Genomic DNA, 21,702 nt, shown 5'->3' with positions numbered 1-21,702 from the left:
ATTAATACTCGATTTTGGTTAATACTTCACAAATGCATCTTTAGCACGAACGCTAACCTGAATAACCGGATTCTGCCGAACCTGTTCCCCCTCCAGTTCTTTCGCCAAATAAGGAACCCCATACTCCTGATTATCAGCCAAGTATTTATACAGTTCATCAAATGTAAGTACTCCATCCCCATTCAGATCGGATCTTTCCTTATCCTGCATAGCTTTAAAAAGTACATAAGAAAACAGTCCGTGTTTCTTATCTTTATACCAATTGGCATACTGTTCTTCGCTTGCAGCCGAAAGTATTACGAATTTCGCAAGTTTATCAGGTTTCGGACGCCGGGCAAACTCGGTGGCAGAAGCTTCCATTGAAATTTCTTGCCCGGAAAAACAAGCATCAGTTATCACATTCACCTTTTCGACCGGTAAAGCCCCTAATGTACGGTAAATACTCTGTAAAGAAGTGGCTTGCTCCTTACAGTTTTTGGGATTTGAACGTATTCCCAATAGATAAGGCTCACCCATAAAAGGATAGCCATGACCAGAATAAAAGAAATAGACCTCTTTTGCACCCGTACGTTTCACCAACTCTGCAATTTCTCCTTCCTTGTCATCTGTTCCAAAAATATCATCAAAATCCTTTTTATCGGCATTAGTTTTAAAAATAATATTCTTCTGGTTCACTCCCAATGTCCGTGTCAGATAATCACGCATAGTACTGGCATCGTTTACTGCATATTTTACCGGCCCTACTTTTGTAGTACCTTGCTTACCGGTCGCAACCTGATATTCCGTATTACCTATGATGACTGCAACAGCATTCGAACTAACCGATGTTACAGGAATATTCTTATCGACTTCTGAATTTCGCTCGTAGACATTTTCTTTATAAGCAGCGATTTCCGGATACTTTTTATTAAAAGCATTGTGAACCGTAATTTCAACCGCAACTCTACGATACTGCGCACCTACATTTTCTGCTATTTCTGCAAAGTGCTCATAATGCGTATTTGCTACCCGGAATTGCCCGATATGATTTTCCATAAATTTTTTAATATCCAAAGTACGAAGGTAGGCCAATTGCTCATTACTGCTTATTCCAGTTTCGGGAGTCACCGTCACATAAGCAAAGGCTCCGTTTACAAAACACTCCGCTTCATTAATATTCCCAAAAGCACCATCATAAGGAACACTATTTTTAAACTTTGTTCCATCGGTACCACCAATAATCTTTACTGTAACTTCCGTTCCGGGAGTAATATATTCTTCTAATTTAGACTCTACCGTACTTTTTATAATACCAGCTGTTTGAAGTGCAGCCTGTGAATCCTTCAGACGATATTTACCGGCAGGCCAATCTTCCGTAGTATGAGATATATTCAATTTTTTCACAAAATCAGAAACAACTTGTACATCGTAACGAACTTTCATATTATACTCTACCGTACCGTCTTTCTTCACTTCCGGCATTACTTCTGCATTTACATCGACTTGTGTATTCTCCGACAGTTCATCTTTTGCACGTAAATCGGCTATTGTTTTTGATAAATCTTCTTTTAATTCAGTTTTAATATCTTTAGTGACGTCTTCTGCCTTTTTAACCGCTACGGCCACAATCTTCTCCTGCTTTTTATCATCTTGCGGGATTTCTTGTTTTGGTTTTTCTGTCCATACCGGATTATAAGGCAAAACAGCCAGTTCCTGAACTTTACTATCGGTTTTCCCCGTTAACTCAAATTTGTGGATATCCGAACCTATTTCCACACAAAGAGTTGCTTGACTACGCCCGGACAGACTACCTGTAAACGGAATACTGATACGGCCTTTTACCACTCTCCCTTGTGCAAGAGAAAGTCTTCCGGAAGGTAATGCACAATTCTTTTTCTCCTCTATTATAACATATACATTAGTAGCAGCATCAAACATGAGAGAATTCCCCTTTTGCAATTTTGCTTCTAAATTAAATGTCATCATACTGGAATTGGAACGCTTCTGAAATTTAGAAATTACACAATAACTGGAAGGTAGCACAGAAATCAACTCCTTTTCCCTCAAATTTGCCGTTAACTTATTTACACCGGAGTCTTCCAGATAAAATGGAGTTTCGATAGTTGTGTTATAATCTCTCCATCCTACATTCTTAATGGAAGGACTTACAATAGGGTTGACAGATACTCTTTTTTGAGCTTGCATGTCACTGCCATTAGCAATAAACAAAAATAAGCAACAAGTAAAAGGTAGGAAACTTCTCTGAAAAATAGTTTGTTTCATGATCGTATTCTATAAATTAAAATATTCCTCAAAAAGTACTTAATTGCTTCAAATATAGACATTGCATCCACCACCAACAAACCTCTTTTTTTTACTTTATCAGATAAGAAGATGAAAATAAATAATAACAGAACTAAAATATACGATAACAGGACTTTTTTTTCAGAAACAGAATATTGAAAATAATGAAAGATTATGCTTATATATCGTCAAAATATTAAAACGCCCAAACCAGAAAGCTACAGGCATTCTTTTTTTATCTTTTTATGAAGCACTTTTTCATAGTAACAAATATTATCGCCAATAAATCGGCCAACAGAAATGTCGTGATTTCAGATACACATTAATGATAAAAAGACAGATAAAAAGGTGGTTTAAACATCAAAAACATCCAACATTACCACACATATACAAACAACTGAATTTCAATATATTATATTAATCATTATTTTCTCTACGAGATTCGATTGGTTTCTCTACGAGATTCGATTGGTTTCTCTACGATAATCGGGACGTTGCTCTACGAGGAACAAGATGTTTCTCACCGAAGAACAAAACTGATATCCATAAGATATAACAAACTGCATAAACATAAAAAATGGAAATGTCTACTAATTGTAACGAAAATAAAAAAAATAAATTCTCTGCGTGCAAGAACATGTATTCTTACATTTAAGAAATTAATAATTTTGATGAACAGAAAGTAGTACTTAAAAAGGAACAATTAGTAATATTAAAAACAGGAATACCTCCAAAAAGGAAAAGTCCGGTATAAAATGCCCTTACACACATAATTTACACATCCCGACTTTTTATCATGAAATGACGAAACGAACAATCAACAGGTCGAAAATTCCGGATAACAAGTCTCCAATTCTACATAATAAATCAGGGTTAATGAAATTATAAGGAATAAATTTTATAAATTCGCACTCAAACAGCGTATAAAAGTCTAACAAAAGCTACTATTAATGAAAAGTATATATATTCTAATAACTTTATTTATTATCGCACTCTCAACATTGGCAGGTGCCTGCCAGAGACATAAAAACACAGGTGTGACATCACCTGATGAACAAGCAGAAATAAAAATGCTCAAACAAGAAATTCACGATTCTATTAGAACTTTCAACGTGAATTTTGCTAAAGAAGCCATTCTGAAAGGAAAAAATGTGGCAAAAGACAGTGACGATTATTATGACTTTGTCTTATATGACGTCATACTCTTATTCTACATGTCACAACCGGATTCCATGCTTAATAATCTGGCTCAGACAATGGACTATTTATCCAGACAACCAGCTACTTCCCGGCGAAATCAGATGCGCATAAAATGCCTGCAGACCAAAGCAGCCTACTATTCACAATTTTACTTAGACCCGGATTCATTAGTCTATTATAACATAGAGGCCTGTAAAGTAGCAGAGCAAGAACCGGACTTTGAGCAACAAATATTATGTCTTAACAACCTGGCAGATGCCTACAGACAAAAAGGTGAATTGGCACAAAGCGCTTTCTATTATAAAAAGGCTATCTATTTAGCCGATTCTGCTCATACAGCTAAAGATAATTATGTTCCTTTATATGGAGGACTTGCAGCAACCTATACGACCCTTCACGATTTTAAGCAAAGCAAAATATGGTTGGATAAAAGTCTGGAATTATGGGAACTTATGATGACACACGAAAAATTTAATTATTTAACCAATAGAGGAAATGATTATTACTACCAAAAGGATTATCTCAATTGCCTAAATACATTCTTGCAAACAGACACTTTTTTACGTGCGCACCCAGAACTTGAATGGGAAAAATATATATGCCATAGCAATATAGTTGACGTATATCTCAAACTGAATCAGCCCCAAAATGCGGACAGCTTACTTTTCGACAATATTGCTTTTTTCCAAAAGATGCAAAGTGAAACTGTTCTACCCTACCTCTATACACAACAGATGGAATTGGCTATGCAAAAAAAAGATTATAAACAAGCGGAGCAACTCATACAAAAGCATCCACTCCCCGAAGGAACTAAGCCCGACCATATCTTAGCCAGGTTAGATTTCTTACAAAGATATTATACCGAACAAGCGGACTGGAAAAAAGCATTTCAATACCAAAAAGCATATAATGAATTGAATGATTCACTGAGAGATGATCGAGTAAGAATGAGAACTGCCGATCTGCAAATGCGCTATGAAAGAGACGCAACAATTCTTAATCAGAAATTATATATCGGAGAAAAAGAAACACAACTTTTACAAACTTACACATGGCTTGCCATATCCGTTTCTATACTGATATTACTCGTGCTATTATATTATTACCGACGTAAGCAGATGAGATTCAAGGAAGAACAAATGCTGCACCGGATTGTAGAACTGCGTATGGAAAATATACGCAACAGAATAACACCTCATTTCATATACAACGCTCTAAATCATGAACTGCTGACACAGCAACAAGGAAAGCCGACACAACTTCATGTATTAGTCAACTTGCTGCGACAAGGGCAAAACCTCGCCAATGTATTCTGCACATCCCTGAAAGAGGAAATGGACTTTATACAACTTTATGTCCAGATAGAGGGAGAAGCTTTGGGAGAAAATTTCAGATATGAAACGATCTTGGAAGAAGGAATAGAACCGGAACACGTGACACTGCCCTCCATGATGATTCAGATTTTTGTTGAAAATGCCATTAAACATGGACTGAAAGACATACCGGCCGAGATAGATGCCCGGATGGAAAAGAAATTAATATTACATATATTCAAAAAAGAGAATGACATCTATATTGAGGTTCGCAACAACGGTAAACCTCTAAACTTACAGAACAGAGACCATAAAACCCAAACCGGTTTACGGGTCGTATCACAAACAATCCAATTACTAAATGAGCGGAATAAACAACAGATGAGCTACAATTTAACAGAATACCGGGATGCAAAGGGAGAAACCGGATGTTGCGCTCAACTTATTATTCCCAATAATTATAATTTTAATATAAACTGAAATAACTCATGAGTGTCCCAACAAAAGTTATCATTATTGATGATGACAAACCATCCGTGACGGTTCTGACTAACGAATTGAAAGCTTATCAGGATGTAAATGTCATAGCCACCGCATTCAACAGTCACGATGGTGAACAAGCCATTCTAAAACATAAGCCTCAACTAATTTTCCTTGACATCGAACTGCCGGGAATCAATGGCCTGGAGTTTTTGGCAGCATTACGTCCTAAAATTGATTGGGAAATGAGTACCATATTTTATACATCTTACGAGAAATACATGTTGCAGGCACTCCGTATGCAGGCATTTGATTTCCTGTTAAAACCAGTCAGCAAAGACGATTTATTGTTAGCCATGAATCGCTACTATTTAAATAAAAAGAACACAAAACTTCCGCCCGTCCTTCCTCCACACTATCCGATAGACAAACCATTGTTAATCACGACCATTACAAATGATAAAGTTATATTAAGACCGCAGAACATCGGATATTTCCGATATAATTCTGAACGTAAGTTATGGGAAATCATCTTGGATGATTTCCGACATGTGATTTTAAAACACAATACGACAGCAGAAGTTATTTTAAACTATGGCGCCGAGTTCATCCAGATACATAAAACTTATATCATTAATATAAATTACCTCAGTATGATACAAGATAGTACTTGCATTATGCTATATCCTTTTAATACCGTCACAGAGCTAAAAGTAAGCAAAATATACAAAAAGAAACTGCTCGACAAGTTCTATAACTTATAAGAATTAACACTGTTAACCCGTTTGCTTAACAATTTATTTCCCCGTTTATAAGAGTGTATACTTTTGCATATTAAGAGTATACACTCTTAATATGCAAAAGTATACCTTTAACACACACATAAGTATATACTCTTACAAGTCACGAAACAATAGCTAAAATTGCTTTATATAGCTACCCGGACAAAACAATGCACAATACTTATTTCAGCAGAATCAGTATCTCAGCATCTTGCTTAAATTCAAACACACATTTCTTGTAAGCGGGCGGCCCCATGACCCCTTCGGCATTATTACTAAAACCGAACTTCTCAGTCGGACGGCCAAAAGAGCCGGTATCCAACACACCATTGCCATTCGCATCCTGAAAAACAGAAATGGCATAAACACCGGAGGGTAAGCCTTTGCAAGGAACGGTAACCAACGTATCTTTCACTTCTACCCGGAATCCATAAACAGGCTTTTTCATAAACGACTCTTCAGAACTGTAAATCCCTACATAAAGAAATCCTTCTGCATTTTCTATTCCCCCTATTTTCAAGGTCAAACTCTGGGCATTCCCCATTACACTCATAAATAACAAAACCAAAGAAATCAAAATTGTTCTCATAATTACATTGTATTTAAAAATTAGAACCATCATAAGCGGCTTTTTTTCCTAAGGTGATAAAGACACCCAAATAGAAGAAATGGTCACTGGAAGCTAACAAGGGCTTTCCATCGATCCGCCCGAATTCATTTTTCCGACAAAGAACATTGGTGGCGGAAGCATGAATGATCATCTTCTTTGTTGCCAGAAAAGTAAATCCTAAATCGAGGCTATTGTAAGGTTTCGTCTCATCATTCATCAATCCGGACCTAACGGGATTATGATAGGGACGTCCACTTGCAAAGCGTTCGGTCAAAGCGACAATGGTGCGTAACTTTGTCAGGCTGTACTTCAACACCAGTGATGCGTTGTGCCGGGTAGCATACTGAGGAGTGGTCAATTCTGTATATTCCAAATATTTCCTCTGAGAAAGATTAAAAGAATAAGAAAGATTACATTCCAGATTTCTCATTAACGAACGATCCTCAAAATACAGATCCACCCCTTTACTGCTTCCATATCCACCGGAAGTGAGACCGGCAGGAGTGTAAAGTACCAGCCGATCATACTTTTTGTAATAGAATTCTGCTTTATAAAAACGCCCTGCCGCCTTATATAAACCTCCTACATTGTACTGCCGGCATGCTTCGGACAATAAGGAGGGCTGCTGAGCTAAGTATTTGGCGTTCGGCAACTGTGTATACCGCCCTGCCGTAGCCGAAAGTACAAGATCACACCACGAATAAGAGAACGACAAACGAGGTGAAAAATTAATTTTCCGGGCCAATGAGGCATATTCTGTCCGAAAAGAAAGCTCCGCCTTCAAATTTTCAACCGGATAATAGGAAACAGTTCCAAAAACGGCTTCTATTGTTGGAGAGATTTCTTTAGTATCGGCAACAGACACTTGAGAATATCGGGTTTCATACCAACGAAGAAAGGATTCAAAACCTACATCCATCCGAAAAGTAGGATGAAACTTTTTAGAAAGTTTAGTTTTGAAATGAAGCTCGGCCTGTTTTTCACACCAATGATCGCCTTCGGTAACAGCTCCGTCTACCTTTCGGTCAAAAAGAGAATAAGCCATTCCGGAAAACCATTCCCACCCTCCGGAAATAGCAGTCCGGAAAGTCGAGTTCAAATAAACATTGTTTTCTCCCAAGCAAAACAGATACCGGTTGTTATCCGTATAATTGGAATAATCCGTACGATCATATCCGACATATATCTTGAAAACGGATGATCCGGAAGGAGTATAGCGAAACTGGGTCGCTCCGGAAAACATCTGATAGGGCTTCTTAAAGTCGATTCGGCCCGGATATACTTTATTATAAAGCGCTAAATTCTGATAATCGAGATTCAAAGCAAGCGAAGCATTTCTAAAAGCATGATTACCTCCACCTCCTATGCCAACGGTAGACGGACTGATTCCCACTTTATTAATCCGGCTATTATCCTTCGTTTCCAAAGGAAGTACAGCCGACAAAGCTTCACCATATTCCTGCGAATGCCCGCCTGTGGAAAGATTAATGCCACTAAACATAAAAGGTGAATAACGCCCTCTGGCAGGAATATTTTCAGCCGTTGAGGTATAAGGATTCAAAACATGCATCCCATCGATATAAGTCTGTGTCTCATCACTACTTCCGCCACGTACCAGCAACCGCCCGCTCTCTCCTTGAATCTGCGTACCCGGAAGTGTTTCCAATGCCTTATACAGATTGCCGTTTGCACCGGCTACCGTTACCAGATCAACCGGTTGAAGATCACTCCACCGGTTATTCATCGGTATCGTTTTGTGAGCCTTGACCACAACTTCATCCAACAATACGGTATCTGCAAAAGGAATAAGAAATACAGTATCTTTTACAGTTTCCTGCGCCCATATCCGGGCAGAAAACAAAACCGGACTTGCAATGAATATCCAAAATAACTTTTTCATTTTTCTGTTTGCTAACGTTTACGATGGCAAACATAAAGGAAACAATGAAAGGAAAAAAATATCCGGGACAGACAGCCCGGATATGTGACAAACGACAGATGTGCTGTGACGAGCAGCATCATTTTGTGATGAATGGTTATCTGTTATTCATTTTCTCTATCAACATTTTAACCTCTTTACTATATGCCCGCGATACAGGTATGCTATCTTCGCAATCATAAAGAAACAGGCGATATCCTTGTGAATTTCCGCTTACTTTAGATACAGCACACAAGTTGACTAAAAAAGCCCGATGAGATTTGACAATATAAGAAAAAGGTCTGCTTACTTCTTCTACTTGTTTCATAGTGGCTCGCAGCATTTTCTGTGTACACTTCTCATTCTTCCGATAAACAATCTTCACATAATTTCCTTCTGCCTCCACATAAAGCAAATCACTGGCTATTAGTTCAAACGATTCTTTCGTTCCTCCGGAAAATACAATATACTCCTTCCCGTTTTCCATCCGATTACAATTTGGAATACTTTCCGCCTTCTGAAGATATTGATTCATTTCCATTGCTTCTTGAAGATGAGAAGCCAAAAAACGATTTCGATTCAACATCACAAAAAAAGCAGTAGGGAAAATACCGACAACAACAGTCGAAGCCAGAAAACTACAAAAAATATCCCAACGCAATCCCCAACCAAATATCCAATCGGAATACAACCAAAGCCCGACAGCTATAAAAAAGAAAATAAACAGGTTATTCAACAGATGCTTCCCTACCGTCCAACGCTCATCTTCGTAAAAGTCAGGAAACAAAAACGGAAGCAAATAGACAGGAATACAAAGAAACAGGCCGGTTACCACCATATAGCCCAAGAGAATGCCCAATTTGTTATGAGAAATAGCCGATATACCAAACGGCTGAAATAAGAGCAGAATAAAAAACACAATGCCACATGAAATCAATGCTACCTTCCACCGTTGGTAAAAGAGAGGATATGGGCTACTCAGGTATTTCAATATTTTTTTCATGCAAATGCCTTTTATATCAGGTACAAAGTAAATCATTTAACGCTATTCCACCAACAAACTCTTATAGTAATATGCATAAAAAAATCGGGAAACACAGTTGTTGTATTTCCCGATCACATTTCCCATTACTGAATAGATACATAAAAGAATCACTTTTCATTCGTGTATCCCCATTTCATCATTTCATTACGGCCCACCTCGCTGAGGTACTTGGCCATAAACTTAAGAATCGTTCTTTTCATTGCTTTAAACATTTAATAAACTAATACTTCTACTGAAAACCGTTAGAAAGGATGTGTCATAACATATCCCCAAATGTTAGCGTCAGCATCGCTTAATTTTCTAAAAAACTTCTTTACCTTTTTCATAATTAAGTCTCCTTTCAATCTTGTTACCTAAAAACTTTTTTATCCTAAAAACATGTTTTACAACACAAAAATAAGACCTATTCGAATACGTTATATCGAAAAATGAAGAAAAAACATGTTTTATAGCATATTTATTGATCTGCATCAATAAAACGAAGAAATCATCATAACGTATTTGAAAAACATGACAAAACAGTCACTGACAGAAAGGCACGGTAAAAGACAGAAAAACAAAAAATCCCACCCATAAAATAACGGGCAGGATTCTTTAATTTCACAGGAAGCGAATGCACGCTTTCAAGTATATCGATTAAAATATTACTTTTCCGGAGTTTGTTCCAATGTGGCCACCAGAAAATCATAGAATTTCTGTACGGTAGGAATCAGAGCACGTTCATCCGGTGAATGCGGTGAACGCAAAGTAGGACCGAAAGAAATCATATCCAATCCCGGAATAATAGCACCGATGATACCACATTCCAACCCTGCATGAATCACTTTCACAGCCGGTTCTACACCAAACTGTTTCTTATAAGATTCTTTCATCGCATGCAAAATCGGAGAATTGATATCAGGCTGCCAACCGGAATATCCACCGGTCATTTCTACCTTCATACCCGCCATAGAGAAACAACATTCAAGACTGGTAGTAAGGTATTCTTTCATACTGTCACTGGAACTGCGAGCCAATATTTTAATTTCCGCCTTGCCATTTCCAATCACAATGATAGCCAGATTGGAAGAAGTTTCTACTGTATCGGGAATAGTAGGAATCATACGCATCACCCCATTCTGACAAGCAAAGATCGCATCGATCAGATTGTCTTGAATTTCTTCGGGGACTTCTCCCTTAGGTACATCTACCCGTTCGGCTTTAAAACTGATCGGGGTTTCGATAGCCGAATATTCTTCATTGAACAGGTCTTCGCAATACTTCACCAATCCCAATAACTCCTCTTCATTTTCTGCAGGAATAGTAACTACCGCCGACGCCTCACGAGGAATGGCATTGCGCATATTCCCACCTTCCCAACTTGCCAAACGGGCTTCATAGCTTGCCACGGCCTCACGAACGAAACGAACCAACAGTTTATTGGCATTGGCACGTCCCTCATTGATTTCCAATCCGGAATGTCCTCCGCGTAATCCTTTCAGTGTCACCTTAACGGCAATATCGCCCTCTTCCGGCTCTACTTCCTTATACTCAAGCGTAGCTGTAACATCCATACCGCCTGCGCAACCGATATAAAGTTCTCCTTCGTCTTCCGAATCGAGATTCAACAGTATTTCTCCGTTCAATGTTCCCGGTTTCAAACCAAAAGCACCGTACATACCGGTTTCCTCATCTTTTGTAATAAGAGCTTCCAACGGACCATGTTTCAAATCCTTGGATTCCAGTACTGCCATAATAGCGGCTACTCCCAATCCGTTGTCGGCTCCCAAAGTAGTGCCTTTGGCTTTCACCCAATCACCGTCTATATAAGTTTCGATAGGATCTTTCTCAAAATCGTGTGCAGTATCATTGTTCTTCTGAGGAACCATATCCATATGTGCCTGCAAAATTACACCTTTACGGTTTTCCATGCCCGGAGTGGCAGGTTTACGGATAATAACATTACCGGCTTCGTCTACGAATGATTCCAGTCCCAGATTTTTTCCGAAGTCAAGAAGAAACTCAGTTATCTTTTCCATATGTCCCGATGGACGCGGAATCTGAGTTAATGAATAGAAGTGCTTCCACACATTTTGTGGAGCTAAAGAGAGAATTGTGCTCATAACGAATCATTTTATTAGGTTCTTATTTTCGTTGTCTATTGGTAAGCGACAAAGCCGCCAAACCATATATTCCCAACAAAGCTACTAAAAAGGTTTGAATTCCGTGTACAATCAAGGCAAATATTCCGGCATCCACCACATTTACTCCATAAAGCACCATCATGGAAATAACGGCAAAGTGCCACGGTCCCGCACCATTAGGAGTGGGGACAACAACAGCGAACGTACCGGCAGCAAACATGACTAACGCTGCCATAGCACCTAAATGCTCGGTAAATCCGAAACAATAGAATGTAATGTAAAAATGCAGGAAATAGCACAACCAGATAAGAACAGTATATAAAACAAACAGAGGAATATTCTTCACATTTTTCAAAGACATCACTCCTTCGTACACATTAAAAACAATTCCTTTCACCTTTTCGAAAAAAGACAATGCCCGCATTAAATAATAAAGAAGAGCAATAACACCGATAATACAAAACAACACAATATAAAACCATACGGATGTCAACAAATGCACAATAGACGGAATCTTTGTTCCGGTCTCTTTAAAAAAGGAAAGAAACACAGGCATTTGCAACAAAAAAGTAGTCCCGGTAATAAATACCATACATACGACATCGACCAAACGCTCCGTAACTACCGTACCCAAAGATTTTGTAAAAGAAATATCATCGTATTTGGCCAATACTCCACAACGGGAGATTTCTCCGACACGAGGCAACACAAGATTGGCGGCATAAGAGACAAAGATCGCATTGACACAATCACCGGTTTTCGGAAAAGCCCCCAACGGCTCCAAAGTCATTTTCCAGCGCCAACCACGAATAATATGGCTGAACACTCCGAATGCTAACGAAAAGAGCATCCACCACCAGTTTACACCATGCAACAATACATAGCCTGCTTTCGCAAAATCAAAGTCACGATAGACCCAAAACAAGATAAAGCCTCCCAAAACCAATGGTAAAATAAGTTTCAGAGCCTTTTTTATTAGTTTATTCATTCTTAATTCTTAATTCTTCAAGTAAAAGAATTACCTTTGTCGACTGCAAAAGTAACCATTTAGTTGATAAATGAAATTAGTAAAGCCTAAAAAGTTTCTCGGACAGCACTTCCTGAAAGATCTCAAAGTAGCACAGGACATTGCCGATACAGTTGATATGTTTCCAGCGCTTCCTATCTTAGAGGTCGGTCCGGGAATGGGGGTACTTACCCAATTTCTTGTGAAGAAAGGGCGCCCGGTAAAAGTGGTTGAGGTAGATTACGAATCAGTGGCTTATCTTCGTGAGGCTTATCCGTCTTTGGAAGACTGCATCATAGAAGACGATTTTCTGAAAATGAACCTGCATCGCGTATTCAACGGAGAGCCATTTGTACTGACAGGAAATTATCCCTACAACATATCCAGCCAGATATTTTTCAAAATGTTGGAAAACAAGGAACTGATACCTTGCTGTACCGGCATGATCCAGAAAGAAGTGGCCGAACGCATAGCCGCAGGTCCCGGAAGCAAGACTTACGGCATCCTCAGTGTATTGATACAGGCCTGGTATCATGTTGAATACCTTTTTACGGTCAGCGAGCACGTATTCAATCCGCCACCTAAGGTAAAAAGTGCCGTAATACGCATGACACGTAATGAAACCATCGAGTTAGGCTGCAATGAAAAACTTTTCAAACAGGTAGTAAAAACCACCTTTAACCAACGCCGAAAAACATTGCGCAATTCCATCAAACCGATTTTAGGTAAAGAATGTCCATTGACGGAAGATGCATTATTTAATAAACGTCCGGAACAATTATCCGTGCAAGAATTCATTAACCTGACAAACAGTGTGGAAAAGGCACTGAAAACAATGGATCGTTAAGAAGAGAATTAAATTACAATAGTTTTCGATCGTAAATTGTAAATCATAAAATTGGAGATGCAATTATGGAGATGAACGAGGAATACATAGACAACGTCAAACAACTTATCGAACTGAAAGATGCCGATAAAGTAAAAGAGCTTCTTGTTGACCTGCACCCGGCCGACATAGCAGAGTTGTGTAATGACCTCAACGCAGAAGAAGCCCGTTTTGTCTACCGGTTGCTCGATAATGAAACAGCCGCTGACGTACTGGTAGAAATGGATGAGGATGTTCGTAAAGAATTCCTTGAGATTCTACCTTCGGAAACCATAGCCAAACGATTCGTCGATTATATGGATACGGACGATGCCGTAGACCTGATGCGCGAACTCGACGAAGAAAAGCAGGAAGAGGTTCTTTCGCACATTGAAGATATAGAACAGGCCGGCGATATCGTAGACCTTTTGAAATACGATGAAGATACGGCCGGTGGGTTGATGGGTACGGAAATGGTACTCGTCAATGAGAACTGGAGTATGCCGGAATGCTTGAAAGAGATGCGCCAGCAAGCCGAAGAATTGGATGAAATCTATTATGTATATGTAATAGATGACGACGAACGGTTACGCGGTATCTTTCCCTTAAAAAAAATGATCACCTCTCCTTCTGTGTCGAAAGTAAAACACGTGATGCAGAAAGACCCGATCTCCGTACACGTAGATACTCCCCTTGATGAGGTTGCTCAGATTATTGAGAAATATGACCTTGTTGCTATCCCCGTACTGGACAGTATAGGACGTCTCGTCGGACAAATCACCGTTGACGACGTGATGGACGAAGTCCGCGAGCAGTCGGAACGAGACTATCAATTGGCTTCCGGTCTTTCGCAAGATGTAGAAACCGACGATAATGTCTTTCGTCAAACAACGGCGCGTCTTCCGTGGTTAATCATCGGCATGCTGGGAGGAATTGGCAATTCAATGATATTAGGCAATTTCGATGCGACTTTTGCAGCACACCCGGAGATGGCTCTCTACATCCCGCTTATCGGCGGTACGGGAGGAAACGTAGGAACACAATCTTCCGCGCTCATCGTGCAAGGATTGGCCAACAGTTCGCTCGATTCCAAAAATACACTTAAACAAGTGGCTAAAGAGGCAGTGGTAGCATTAATCAATGCGACCATCATCTCTTTATTAGTGTACACGTATAACTTCATCCGCTTTGGCGCCATGGCAACCGTGACCTATTCTGTATCCATCAGTTTGTTTGCAGTAGTCATGTTTGCTTCTATTTTCGGCACATTAGTCCCGATGACTCTTGAAAGGCTGAAAATAGACCCGGCAATCGCCACAGGACCATTTATTGCCATCACGAATGACATCATCGGCATGATGCTTTATATGGGAATCACTGTTTTATTGTCCTAAATAGAAAATAAATGAAAAAAAATCAGGCAAAAAAGTATGAAGTAATCGTTTTATTTCATTAATTTGTGACCTAATGTAATAAAAGGACTTAAATCCTAATTTCCTAAAACGAATATACAATGATGGACTCTCATGACACTAACCAACCTTTGAATCAAGGGGAGTTAGAAGAAGAAAAGAAAACAGTTGAGGTTTCCGAAGCAATAACAGAAACTCCGACTGAAGAAGCAAATGCTGAAGAACAAGTTGAAACTACATCTCGTCTGACCACCAAAGAGGAAGTGCTTGCGAGAATGAAAGAGCTTGCCTTGAATGCAGAAAGTGCCGGTAAGCAAGAATTGGACAGCTTGAAACAAAGCTTTTACAAATTTCATAATGCTGAATTGGAAGCAGCTAAAAAACAATTCATTGACAATGGCGGCTCCGAAGAAGACTACGCACCACAAAGCGATGCGATAGAAGAAGAGTTCAAAAATGTAATGGCCATTATCAAGGAAAAGAGAAGCGCACAAATGGCCGAGTTGGAAAGACAAAAAGAAGAAAATCTGCAAATCAAACTTTCAATCATTGAAGAACTGAAAGAATTGGTGGAATCACCTGATGACGCCAACAAATCATATACAGAATTCAAGAAGCTTCAACAACAATGGAACGAAACGAAACTGATTCCGCAAGCTAAAGTCAACGAACTTTGGAAAAGTTACCAGTTGTATGTAGAAAAGTTCTATGACATATTGAAGCTAAACAACGAATTCCGCGAATATGACTTCAAAAAGAATCTTGAAATAAAAAATCGTCTTTGCGAAGCAGCCGAAAAATTGGCCGATGAAGAAGATGTCATATCCGCTTTCCATCAACTGCAAAAGTTGCATCAGGAATTCCGTGATACGGGTCCGGTTGCCAAAGAATTGCGTGATGAGGTTTGGAATCGTTTTAAAGCAGCATCCACAGTCGTCAATCGTCGCCACCAGCAGCACTTTGAGGCGTTGAAAGAAGCGGAACAACATAATCTTGATCAAAAAACAGTGATTTGCGAGATTGTAGAATCAATAGAATATGATGAACTGAAAACATTCTCCGCGTGGGAAAACAAAACCCAGGAAGTTATTGCCCTGCAAACCAAGTGGAAAACAATCGGTTTTGCCCCGCAAAAGATGAATGTAAAAATATTCGAGCGTTTCCGTCACGCTTGTGATGATTTCTTCAAGAAAAAAGGAGAATTCTTCAAAACTTTGAAAGAAGGTATGAATGAAAATCTGGAAAAGAAAAAGGCTCTTTGTGAAAAGGCAGAAAGCTTAAAAGAAAGTACAGATTGGAAAGCAACCGCCGATACGTTGACCAAACTCCAAAAAGAATGGAAAACAATCGGCCCGGTTCCCAAAAAACATTCGGATACCATATGGAAACGTTTTATTTCAGCTTGTGATTATTTCTTTGAACAAAAAAATAAAGCCACTTCTTCACAACGTTCGGTCGAACTGGAAAACATGGAGAAGAAAAAAGAAATTATCACCCGGTTAAGCGCTATCGACGAGTCCATAGATACGGAAGAAGCGAGCAAACAAGTTCGTGAACTGATGAAAGAATGGGGTACAATAGGTCATGTTCCATTTAAAGAGAAAGACAAATTGTATAAGCAATACCATAGCTTAGTCGACCAATTGTTTGAACGCTTCAATATCAGTGCGTCCAACAGAAAACTCAGTAACTTTAAGTCAAACATCAGTAACATTCAGAGTGGAGGTTCACAAACTTTATACAGAGAACGTGAAAAGCTTGTTCGTGCTTATGAGAACATGAAGAGCGAACTCCAGACTTATGAGAACAACCTTGGCTTTTTAACTTCTGCATCTAAGAAAGGAAACAGTCTGCTTACGGAACTCAACCGAAAGGTAGAGAAACTAAAAGCCGACTTGGAATTGGTTCTGCAGAAAATAAAAGTAATCGACGAGTCGATTAAAGAAGAAGAGTAACGATTTAATAATGTGTCAATATGCCAATGTCATGCGGTACACGGTGCAGCCAATTGGTATATTGACACATTAACATATTATCTCAATACCTGCCACCGAAAATGTGGATCACCGAATCGCTGTTATCTTTTTTCGGTTACATTGCTATCGGATACAAAGAAAGCCGCTAAAAATGCAATTTTAGCGGCTTTTTATCTGTAATTGACTGTAGTGTTGTTGGGCTATCTGGACTCGAACCAGAAATGACAGGACCAGAATCTGTAGTGTTACCATTACACCATAGCCCAATACTTATTTTTCAACGTCCAACCACTTGTTGTTCGTTTGCGGGTGCAAAGATACAAAGAATTTGAGAACCGCAAACATTTTCGGCATTTTTTTTGCAAAAATCCTCTATTTCTCCCCTTAAACAAAAAGATACATCCCTAAAAAACACAAAAAAAGAAGAGTTTTACGACATAACTTTCTTTGATACAAGAATTCAGCGTATATTTGTAAAATATATCATGTTGGTATGATAAAAAACAAAGAACGAAGTGTTCTTGTTATAAAAAGAAAAGCAAAAAACATTGACTATTAAATTTCAATTGATAAATGAACGAAACGAAATTATTAATCGAAAAAATTACAGAAGGAATTCAAGAAAAAAAAGGTAAGAACATAGTGATAGCCGATCTGACTAATATTGACGATACCATATGCAAATATTTTGTAATCTGTCAAGGTAACTCTCCCAGTCAGGTGAGTGCTATTGTCGATTCAATTAAAGATTCTGCCCGAAAAGGAGCAGATGCTAAACCTTACGGTGTAGACGGACTACGCAATGCAGAATGGGTAGCGATGGACTATTCTGACGTATTAGTGCATGTATTCTTACCGGAAATAAGAAACTTCTACAACTTGGAAAATCTCTGGGCTGATGCCAAATTAACAACAATTCCCGACATTGACTAATTTTTCAATATGGACGATAACAACAAAAAACCTAATAAAGTGAATATGCCAAAGTTCAATTTGAACTGGATGTATATGATTATTGCTTTGATGCTTTTAGGACTATGGTGGAGCAATCAAGGCGGCACTGTAAGTAAACAGGTTCCTTACGACGAATTCCAACAATATGTTCGAGACGGATACGTCAACAAAGTAGTTGGATATGACGACAGTTCGGTCGAAGTATATATCAAACCTCAGTTTGTAGGCCAAGTATTCAAACAAGATTCGAATCGTGTTGGAAAGAACCCGATGATTGTAACAGAAGCACCAACCCGGGAAAGTCTCGGAAACTTCATTGATGCAGAAAAAAAAGAAGGTCATTTCGACGGTTCTATCAGTTATGATAAAAAGAATAATTTATTCAATTCTATTCTGATAAATTTTCTGCCTATCATCTTCCTGATAGCTTTATGGATATTCTTTATGCGCCGAATGAGCGGTGGAGCCGGTGGTGGCGGTGGCGGTGTTTTCAATGTAGGAAAATCCAAAGCACAACTGTTCGAGAAAGGAAGCGCCATCAAAATTACATTCAAAGACGTAGCCGGGCTTGCCGAAGCCAAGCAGGAAGTAGAAGAGATTGTAGAATTCTTAAAACAACCACAGAAATACACCGACTTGGGAGGTAAAATTCCTAAAGGAGCATTACTTGTAGGGCCTCCGGGAACGGGAAAAACATTACTGGCTAAAGCTGTAGCCGGTGAAGCCAATGTACCGTTTTTCTCTCTGGCCGGTTCAGATTTTGTTGAAATGTTTGTAGGTGTAGGCGCATCACGTGTACGCGACCTTTTCCGCCAAGCAAAAGAGAAAGCCCCTTGTATCATATTTATCGACGAAATTGATGCAGTAGGGCGTGCCCGTGGGAAAAATCCTGCTATGGGCGGCAATGATGAACGCGAAAACACATTGAACCAGTTGCTGACAGAAATGGACGGTTTCGGTTCCAACAGTGGTGTTATCATTCTTGCAGCAACCAACCGGGTAGACGTATTAGATAAAGCACTCTTGCGTGCCGGACGTTTTGACCGCCAAATCCATGTAGATTTACCCGATTTAAATGAGCGCAAAGAGGTATTCGGCGTACACTTACGGCCTATAAAGATAGACGACACAGTGGATGTAGACTTATTGGCACGCCAAACTCCCGGATTTTCCGGAGCCGACATAGCTAATGTTTGCAATGAAGCTGCCTTGATCGCTGCCCGTCACGGTAAGAAGTTTGTAGGCAAACAAGATTTTCTGGATGCCGTAGACCGTATCATCGGTGGTTTGGAAAAGAAAACTAAAATAACAACCGAAGCAGAACGTCGGTCAATCGCCTTACACGAAGCCGGTCACGCTTCTATTTCCTGGTTGCTCGAATATGCCAACCCATTGATTAAAGTCACAATCGTACCACGCGGTCGCGCATTGGGTGCAGCCTGGTATCTACCGGAAGAGCGCCAAATTACCACAAAGGAACAGATGCTTGACGAAATGTGTGCCACGTTGGGAGGACGGGCTGCAGAAGACCTGTTCTTAGGCAGAATATCCACTGGAGCCATGAACGATTTGGAACGGGTTACCAAACAGGCATACGGTATGATCGCTTATCTGGGAATGAGTGAGAAGTTGCCCAATTTATGCTATTATAACAATGAGGAATATTCTTTCAACCGCCCATATAGCGAAAAAACAGCCGAACTGATTGATGAAGAAGTGAAAAAGATGGTGAACGAGCAATATGAACGAGCCAAACGAATCCTTTCCGAACATAAAGAAGGGCATAACGAATTGGCTCAGTTATTGATCGACAAAGAAGTTATCTTTGCAGAAGATGTCGAACGGATATTCGGTAAACGTCCATGGGCTTCCCGTTCGGAAGAGATTATGGCTGCCAAAGAGAGCAAAGATGCTGCGGATGCAGAAAAAGCACTTGCTCAAAAAGTAAATGAAGAAGAAAAGAATGAATCAAAACCGGCTACTGGCGAATCATCGGCAGAAGTTGAGCCGCAAAACTAAAATCGAAGTACTTTGAAAAGCAACTTTTTACAGAGAGCAATTACCGGCATACTGTTCGTTGGGGTATTGGTAGGGTGTATACTCTACGATCCATGGACTTTCAGTGCGCTCTTCGTCGTGATCAGCGCCTTGACAATACGTGAATTCGGGCACTTGATCAATCAGGTTGAAGGGGTGAGTATCAATAAGAATATCACTATGCTGGCCGGAGTCTACCTATACATGGCGGTCATGGCATTTTGTACCAACCTGTCCGGTTCTAAGATTTTCCTTCCCTATTTGCTTTTAATCATGTATTTGATGATTAGCGAATTATATCTAAAGAAAGAAAATCCGGTAATGAATTGGGCTTATTCCATGCTAAGCCAACTTTATATCGCCTTACCTTTCGCCATGTTGAATGTACTTTCATTTCACACCAGTCCAATGGATACAAGTGTCAGTTATAACCCGATACTTCCATTGTCGGTCTTTGTTTTTATATGGCTGAGTGATACAGGCGCTTATTGTGTGGGATCCTTAATCGGCAGACATCGTCTTTTCGAGCGTATCTCTCCTAAAAAGTCATGGGAAGGTTCTATTGGGGGAGGCATAGTAGCGATCGGTTCTTCTTTCATATTCGCTCACTATTTTCCTATTATGAATATGGCAGAATGGGCCGGGTTAGCACTGATTGTTGTCATTTTCGGAACATGGGGCGATCTTACCGAATCTTTGCTGAAACGTCAACTTCATATTAAAGATTCGGGAGCTATTCTGCCGGGACACGGTGGCATGCTCGACCGCTTCGACAGTGCATTAATGGCTATTCCGGCAGCAGTAGTCTATCTGTATGCATTGACATGGATTTAATTTAATAAAATTATAAAGAAACGGGCCTATCTCCAACAGCAAAGACAGGCCCGTTTTAGTTGAAAGACACATAAGATTTTATTTCACCTTATCGGCTTCCAGCTCACTATAATCTAAATTCAATACAGCTTCCGGCACTGACATCGTTTCTTTTATATTAAATGTAATTTCCACTTCATCATTCACTGCAGAGTTCAGTTTTAGTTTCAATCCTTTCTTTCCCTCAAAATCAACAGAATTCAAATTAAACGAAACAGCTTCATCTCCCCATCTTCCGGAAAGATCGCCATAGGTATTATAACGGAATTCAAGATGAACATAATCATCTTCTTCGGGCACCTCCAATGTATTATGCACTAAACTCACGAGATGAGGCGTATATACAGGTTTGTCCTGCCTGAATACAACATTCAGATAACCATTGGCAATCCATATCCTATCTTTAAAAATAGTTACCGGATCATTTCCTATTTCTTCCTCGTTTTCAGCTGTCAAAGTTTCTACCTGTTTCGTTAAAATAGGAAAAACATTCTCTACCTTGACAGCCAAATCATAGTTATCAAAATTATCATATAAAGGATTAAAAAGAACAGCCAATCTTTGACCATCCACAGGCCTGAAACCATAAACATTGCTGGCTGCCGGCCAAAGCGTCCCATAATAATCAGAATCTAAATAATAAGTATTACCACTCAAAACACGAACTGTAGCCCAGCTACCACCAAACTGCCCGATAGAATATCCATCATTGTCGTCACACGATTGTAATGCCGGCATCAGCAGAAACAACATTGCTACTAAAAAACAACTTAACTTTTTCATATAGATGTTCCTTTCTTTTATTTCTATCTGATAAATAAAAAA

At 39.4% G+C, this 21,702-nt stretch carries 15 protein-coding genes and 1 tRNA gene; 8 read left to right on the top strand and 8 right to left on the bottom strand.

Translation table 11 applies throughout. From position 1 onward, the window contains the following. Nucleotides 1-18: 18 nt before the first annotated feature. Nucleotides 19-2,262 (bottom strand): caspase family protein, encoded by a 2,244-nt coding sequence (locus RB604_RS08120; RefSeq protein ID WP_005925761.1) that lies wholly within the window; start codon nt 2,260-2,262, stop codon nt 19-21. Nucleotides 2,263-3,233: 971 nt separating this feature from the next. Between RB604_RS08120 and RB604_RS08115 the strand changes: the two genes are divergently transcribed. Further along, a complete protein-coding gene (locus RB604_RS08115) occupies nt 3,234-5,276 on the top strand; it encodes a histidine kinase (protein WP_007478726.1) in 2,043 nt (680 codons plus the stop codon). Nucleotides 5,277-5,284: 8 nt separating this feature from the next. Then, a complete protein-coding gene (locus tag RB604_RS08110) occupies nt 5,285-6,040 on the top strand; it encodes a LytR/AlgR family response regulator transcription factor (RefSeq protein WP_005925767.1) in 756 nt (251 codons plus the stop codon). Between the two features lie 199 nt (nt 6,041-6,239). Here RB604_RS08110 and RB604_RS08105 read toward each other — a convergent pair whose 3' ends face one another. The 5 genes from RB604_RS08105 to RB604_RS08085 form a co-directional block, all read right to left on the bottom strand. Beyond that, nucleotides 6,240-6,647 (bottom strand): DUF2141 domain-containing protein, encoded by a 408-nt coding sequence (locus RB604_RS08105; RefSeq protein ID WP_007478727.1) that lies wholly within the window; start codon nt 6,645-6,647, stop codon nt 6,240-6,242. Nucleotides 6,648-6,660: 13 nt separating this feature from the next. Next, nucleotides 6,661-8,568 carry a TonB-dependent receptor plug domain-containing protein gene (locus RB604_RS08100; protein ID WP_007478728.1) on the bottom strand — a complete coding sequence of 636 codons (1,908 nt, stop codon included), beginning with the start codon at nt 8,566-8,568 and terminating at the stop codon, nt 6,661-6,663. A gap of 136 nt (nt 8,569-8,704) precedes the next feature. After that, entirely contained in the window at nt 8,705-9,589 is an 885-nt protein-coding gene (locus RB604_RS08095; RefSeq protein WP_005925772.1) for a LytR/AlgR family response regulator transcription factor, read from the bottom strand. Nucleotides 9,590-10,275: 686 nt separating this feature from the next. Continuing rightward, nucleotides 10,276-11,733, bottom strand: a complete 1,458-nt coding sequence (locus RB604_RS08090; RefSeq protein WP_007478729.1) for an aminoacyl-histidine dipeptidase — start codon at nt 11,731-11,733, stop codon at nt 10,276-10,278. Between the two features lie 22 nt (nt 11,734-11,755). Beyond that, the gene (locus tag RB604_RS08085) at nt 11,756-12,742 is read right to left on the bottom strand and encodes a lysylphosphatidylglycerol synthase transmembrane domain-containing protein (protein ID WP_007478730.1); all 987 of its coding nucleotides are present in this window, start codon (nt 12,740-12,742) and stop codon (nt 11,756-11,758) included. A gap of 70 nt (nt 12,743-12,812) precedes the next feature. Between RB604_RS08085 and rsmA the strand changes: the two genes are divergently transcribed. The 3 genes from rsmA to RB604_RS08070 all read left to right on the top strand — a co-directional run bounded on the left by rsmA (nt 12,813) and on the right by RB604_RS08070 (nt 16,992). Continuing rightward, nucleotides 12,813-13,607, top strand: a complete 795-nt coding sequence (gene rsmA, locus RB604_RS08080; RefSeq protein ID WP_005925778.1) for a 16S rRNA (adenine(1518)-N(6)/adenine(1519)-N(6))-dimethyltransferase RsmA — start codon at nt 12,813-12,815, stop codon at nt 13,605-13,607. 71 nt (nt 13,608-13,678) lie between these two features. After that, nucleotides 13,679-15,019 carry a magnesium transporter gene (gene mgtE / locus RB604_RS08075; RefSeq protein WP_025818959.1) on the top strand — a complete coding sequence of 447 codons (1,341 nt, stop codon included), beginning with the start codon at nt 13,679-13,681 and terminating at the stop codon, nt 15,017-15,019. A 119-nt stretch (nt 15,020-15,138) separates the two neighbouring features. Further along, entirely contained in the window at nt 15,139-16,992 is a 1,854-nt protein-coding gene (locus tag RB604_RS08070) for a DUF349 domain-containing protein (RefSeq protein ID WP_005925783.1), read from the top strand. A 216-nt stretch (nt 16,993-17,208) separates the two neighbouring features. Here RB604_RS08070 and RB604_RS08065 read toward each other — a convergent pair. Beyond that, nucleotides 17,209-17,279: transfer RNA gene (locus tag RB604_RS08065), tRNA-Gln, on the bottom strand. Between the two features lie 307 nt (nt 17,280-17,586). Between RB604_RS08065 and rsfS the strand changes: the two genes are divergently transcribed. The 3 genes from rsfS to RB604_RS08050 are packed head-to-tail and all read left to right on the top strand — an operon-like array spanning nt 17,587 to nt 20,838. Continuing rightward, on the top strand, nt 17,587-17,946 hold the full coding sequence (gene rsfS / locus RB604_RS08060; protein ID WP_005925786.1) for a ribosome silencing factor: 360 nt from the start codon (nt 17,587-17,589) through the stop codon (nt 17,944-17,946). Between the two features lie 9 nt (nt 17,947-17,955). Then, complete coding sequence (gene ftsH, locus RB604_RS08055; protein ID WP_005925789.1) at nt 17,956-19,986, top strand: ATP-dependent zinc metalloprotease FtsH; 2,031 nt, start codon at nt 17,956-17,958, stop codon at nt 19,984-19,986. A gap of 12 nt (nt 19,987-19,998) precedes the next feature. Then, complete coding sequence (locus tag RB604_RS08050) at nt 19,999-20,838, top strand: phosphatidate cytidylyltransferase (RefSeq protein ID WP_007478731.1); 840 nt, start codon at nt 19,999-20,001, stop codon at nt 20,836-20,838. Between the two features lie 78 nt (nt 20,839-20,916). Here the strand turns inward: RB604_RS08050 and RB604_RS08045 are convergent, their stop codons facing one another. Continuing rightward, complete coding sequence (locus RB604_RS08045) at nt 20,917-21,660, bottom strand: NigD1/NigD2 family lipoprotein (RefSeq protein WP_005925795.1); 744 nt, start codon at nt 21,658-21,660, stop codon at nt 20,917-20,919. Nucleotides 21,661-21,702 lie beyond the last annotated feature (42 nt).

Origin of the sequence: Bacteroides salyersiae (assembly GCF_031172035.1) — a bacterium.
GTDB classification, from domain to species: Bacteria; Bacteroidota; Bacteroidia; order Bacteroidales; family Bacteroidaceae; genus Bacteroides; species Bacteroides salyersiae.
This window is presented reverse-complemented; position numbering and strand designations above follow the sequence as displayed.

Coding starts and splice junctions, on each gene's coding strand:
- RB604_RS08095 (WP_005925772.1), bottom strand. CDS start 9,589: ATGAAAAAAATATTGAAATACCTGAGTAGCCCATATCCTCTCTTTTAC.
- RB604_RS08045 (WP_005925795.1), bottom strand. CDS start 21,660: ATGAAAAAGTTAAGTTGTTTTTTAGTAGCAATGTTGTTTCTGCTGATG.
- RB604_RS08085 (WP_007478730.1), bottom strand. CDS start 12,742: ATGAATAAACTAATAAAAAAGGCTCTGAAACTTATTTTACCATTGGTT.
- RB604_RS08110 (WP_005925767.1), top strand. CDS start 5,285: ATGAGTGTCCCAACAAAAGTTATCATTATTGATGATGACAAACCATCC.
- mgtE (WP_025818959.1), top strand. CDS start 13,679: ATGAACGAGGAATACATAGACAACGTCAAACAACTTATCGAACTGAAA.
- RB604_RS08105 (WP_007478727.1), bottom strand. CDS start 6,647: ATGAGAACAATTTTGATTTCTTTGGTTTTGTTATTTATGAGTGTAATG.
- rsmA (WP_005925778.1), top strand. CDS start 12,813: ATGAAATTAGTAAAGCCTAAAAAGTTTCTCGGACAGCACTTCCTGAAA.
- RB604_RS08100 (WP_007478728.1), bottom strand. CDS start 8,568: ATGAAAAAGTTATTTTGGATATTCATTGCAAGTCCGGTTTTGTTTTCT.
- rsfS (WP_005925786.1), top strand. CDS start 17,587: ATGAACGAAACGAAATTATTAATCGAAAAAATTACAGAAGGAATTCAA.
- RB604_RS08120 (WP_005925761.1), bottom strand. CDS start 2,262: ATGAAACAAACTATTTTTCAGAGAAGTTTCCTACCTTTTACTTGTTGC.
- RB604_RS08070 (WP_005925783.1), top strand. CDS start 15,139: ATGATGGACTCTCATGACACTAACCAACCTTTGAATCAAGGGGAGTTA.
- RB604_RS08090 (WP_007478729.1), bottom strand. CDS start 11,733: ATGAGCACAATTCTCTCTTTAGCTCCACAAAATGTGTGGAAGCACTTC.
- ftsH (WP_005925789.1), top strand. CDS start 17,956: ATGGACGATAACAACAAAAAACCTAATAAAGTGAATATGCCAAAGTTC.
- RB604_RS08115 (WP_007478726.1), top strand. CDS start 3,234: ATGAAAAGTATATATATTCTAATAACTTTATTTATTATCGCACTCTCA.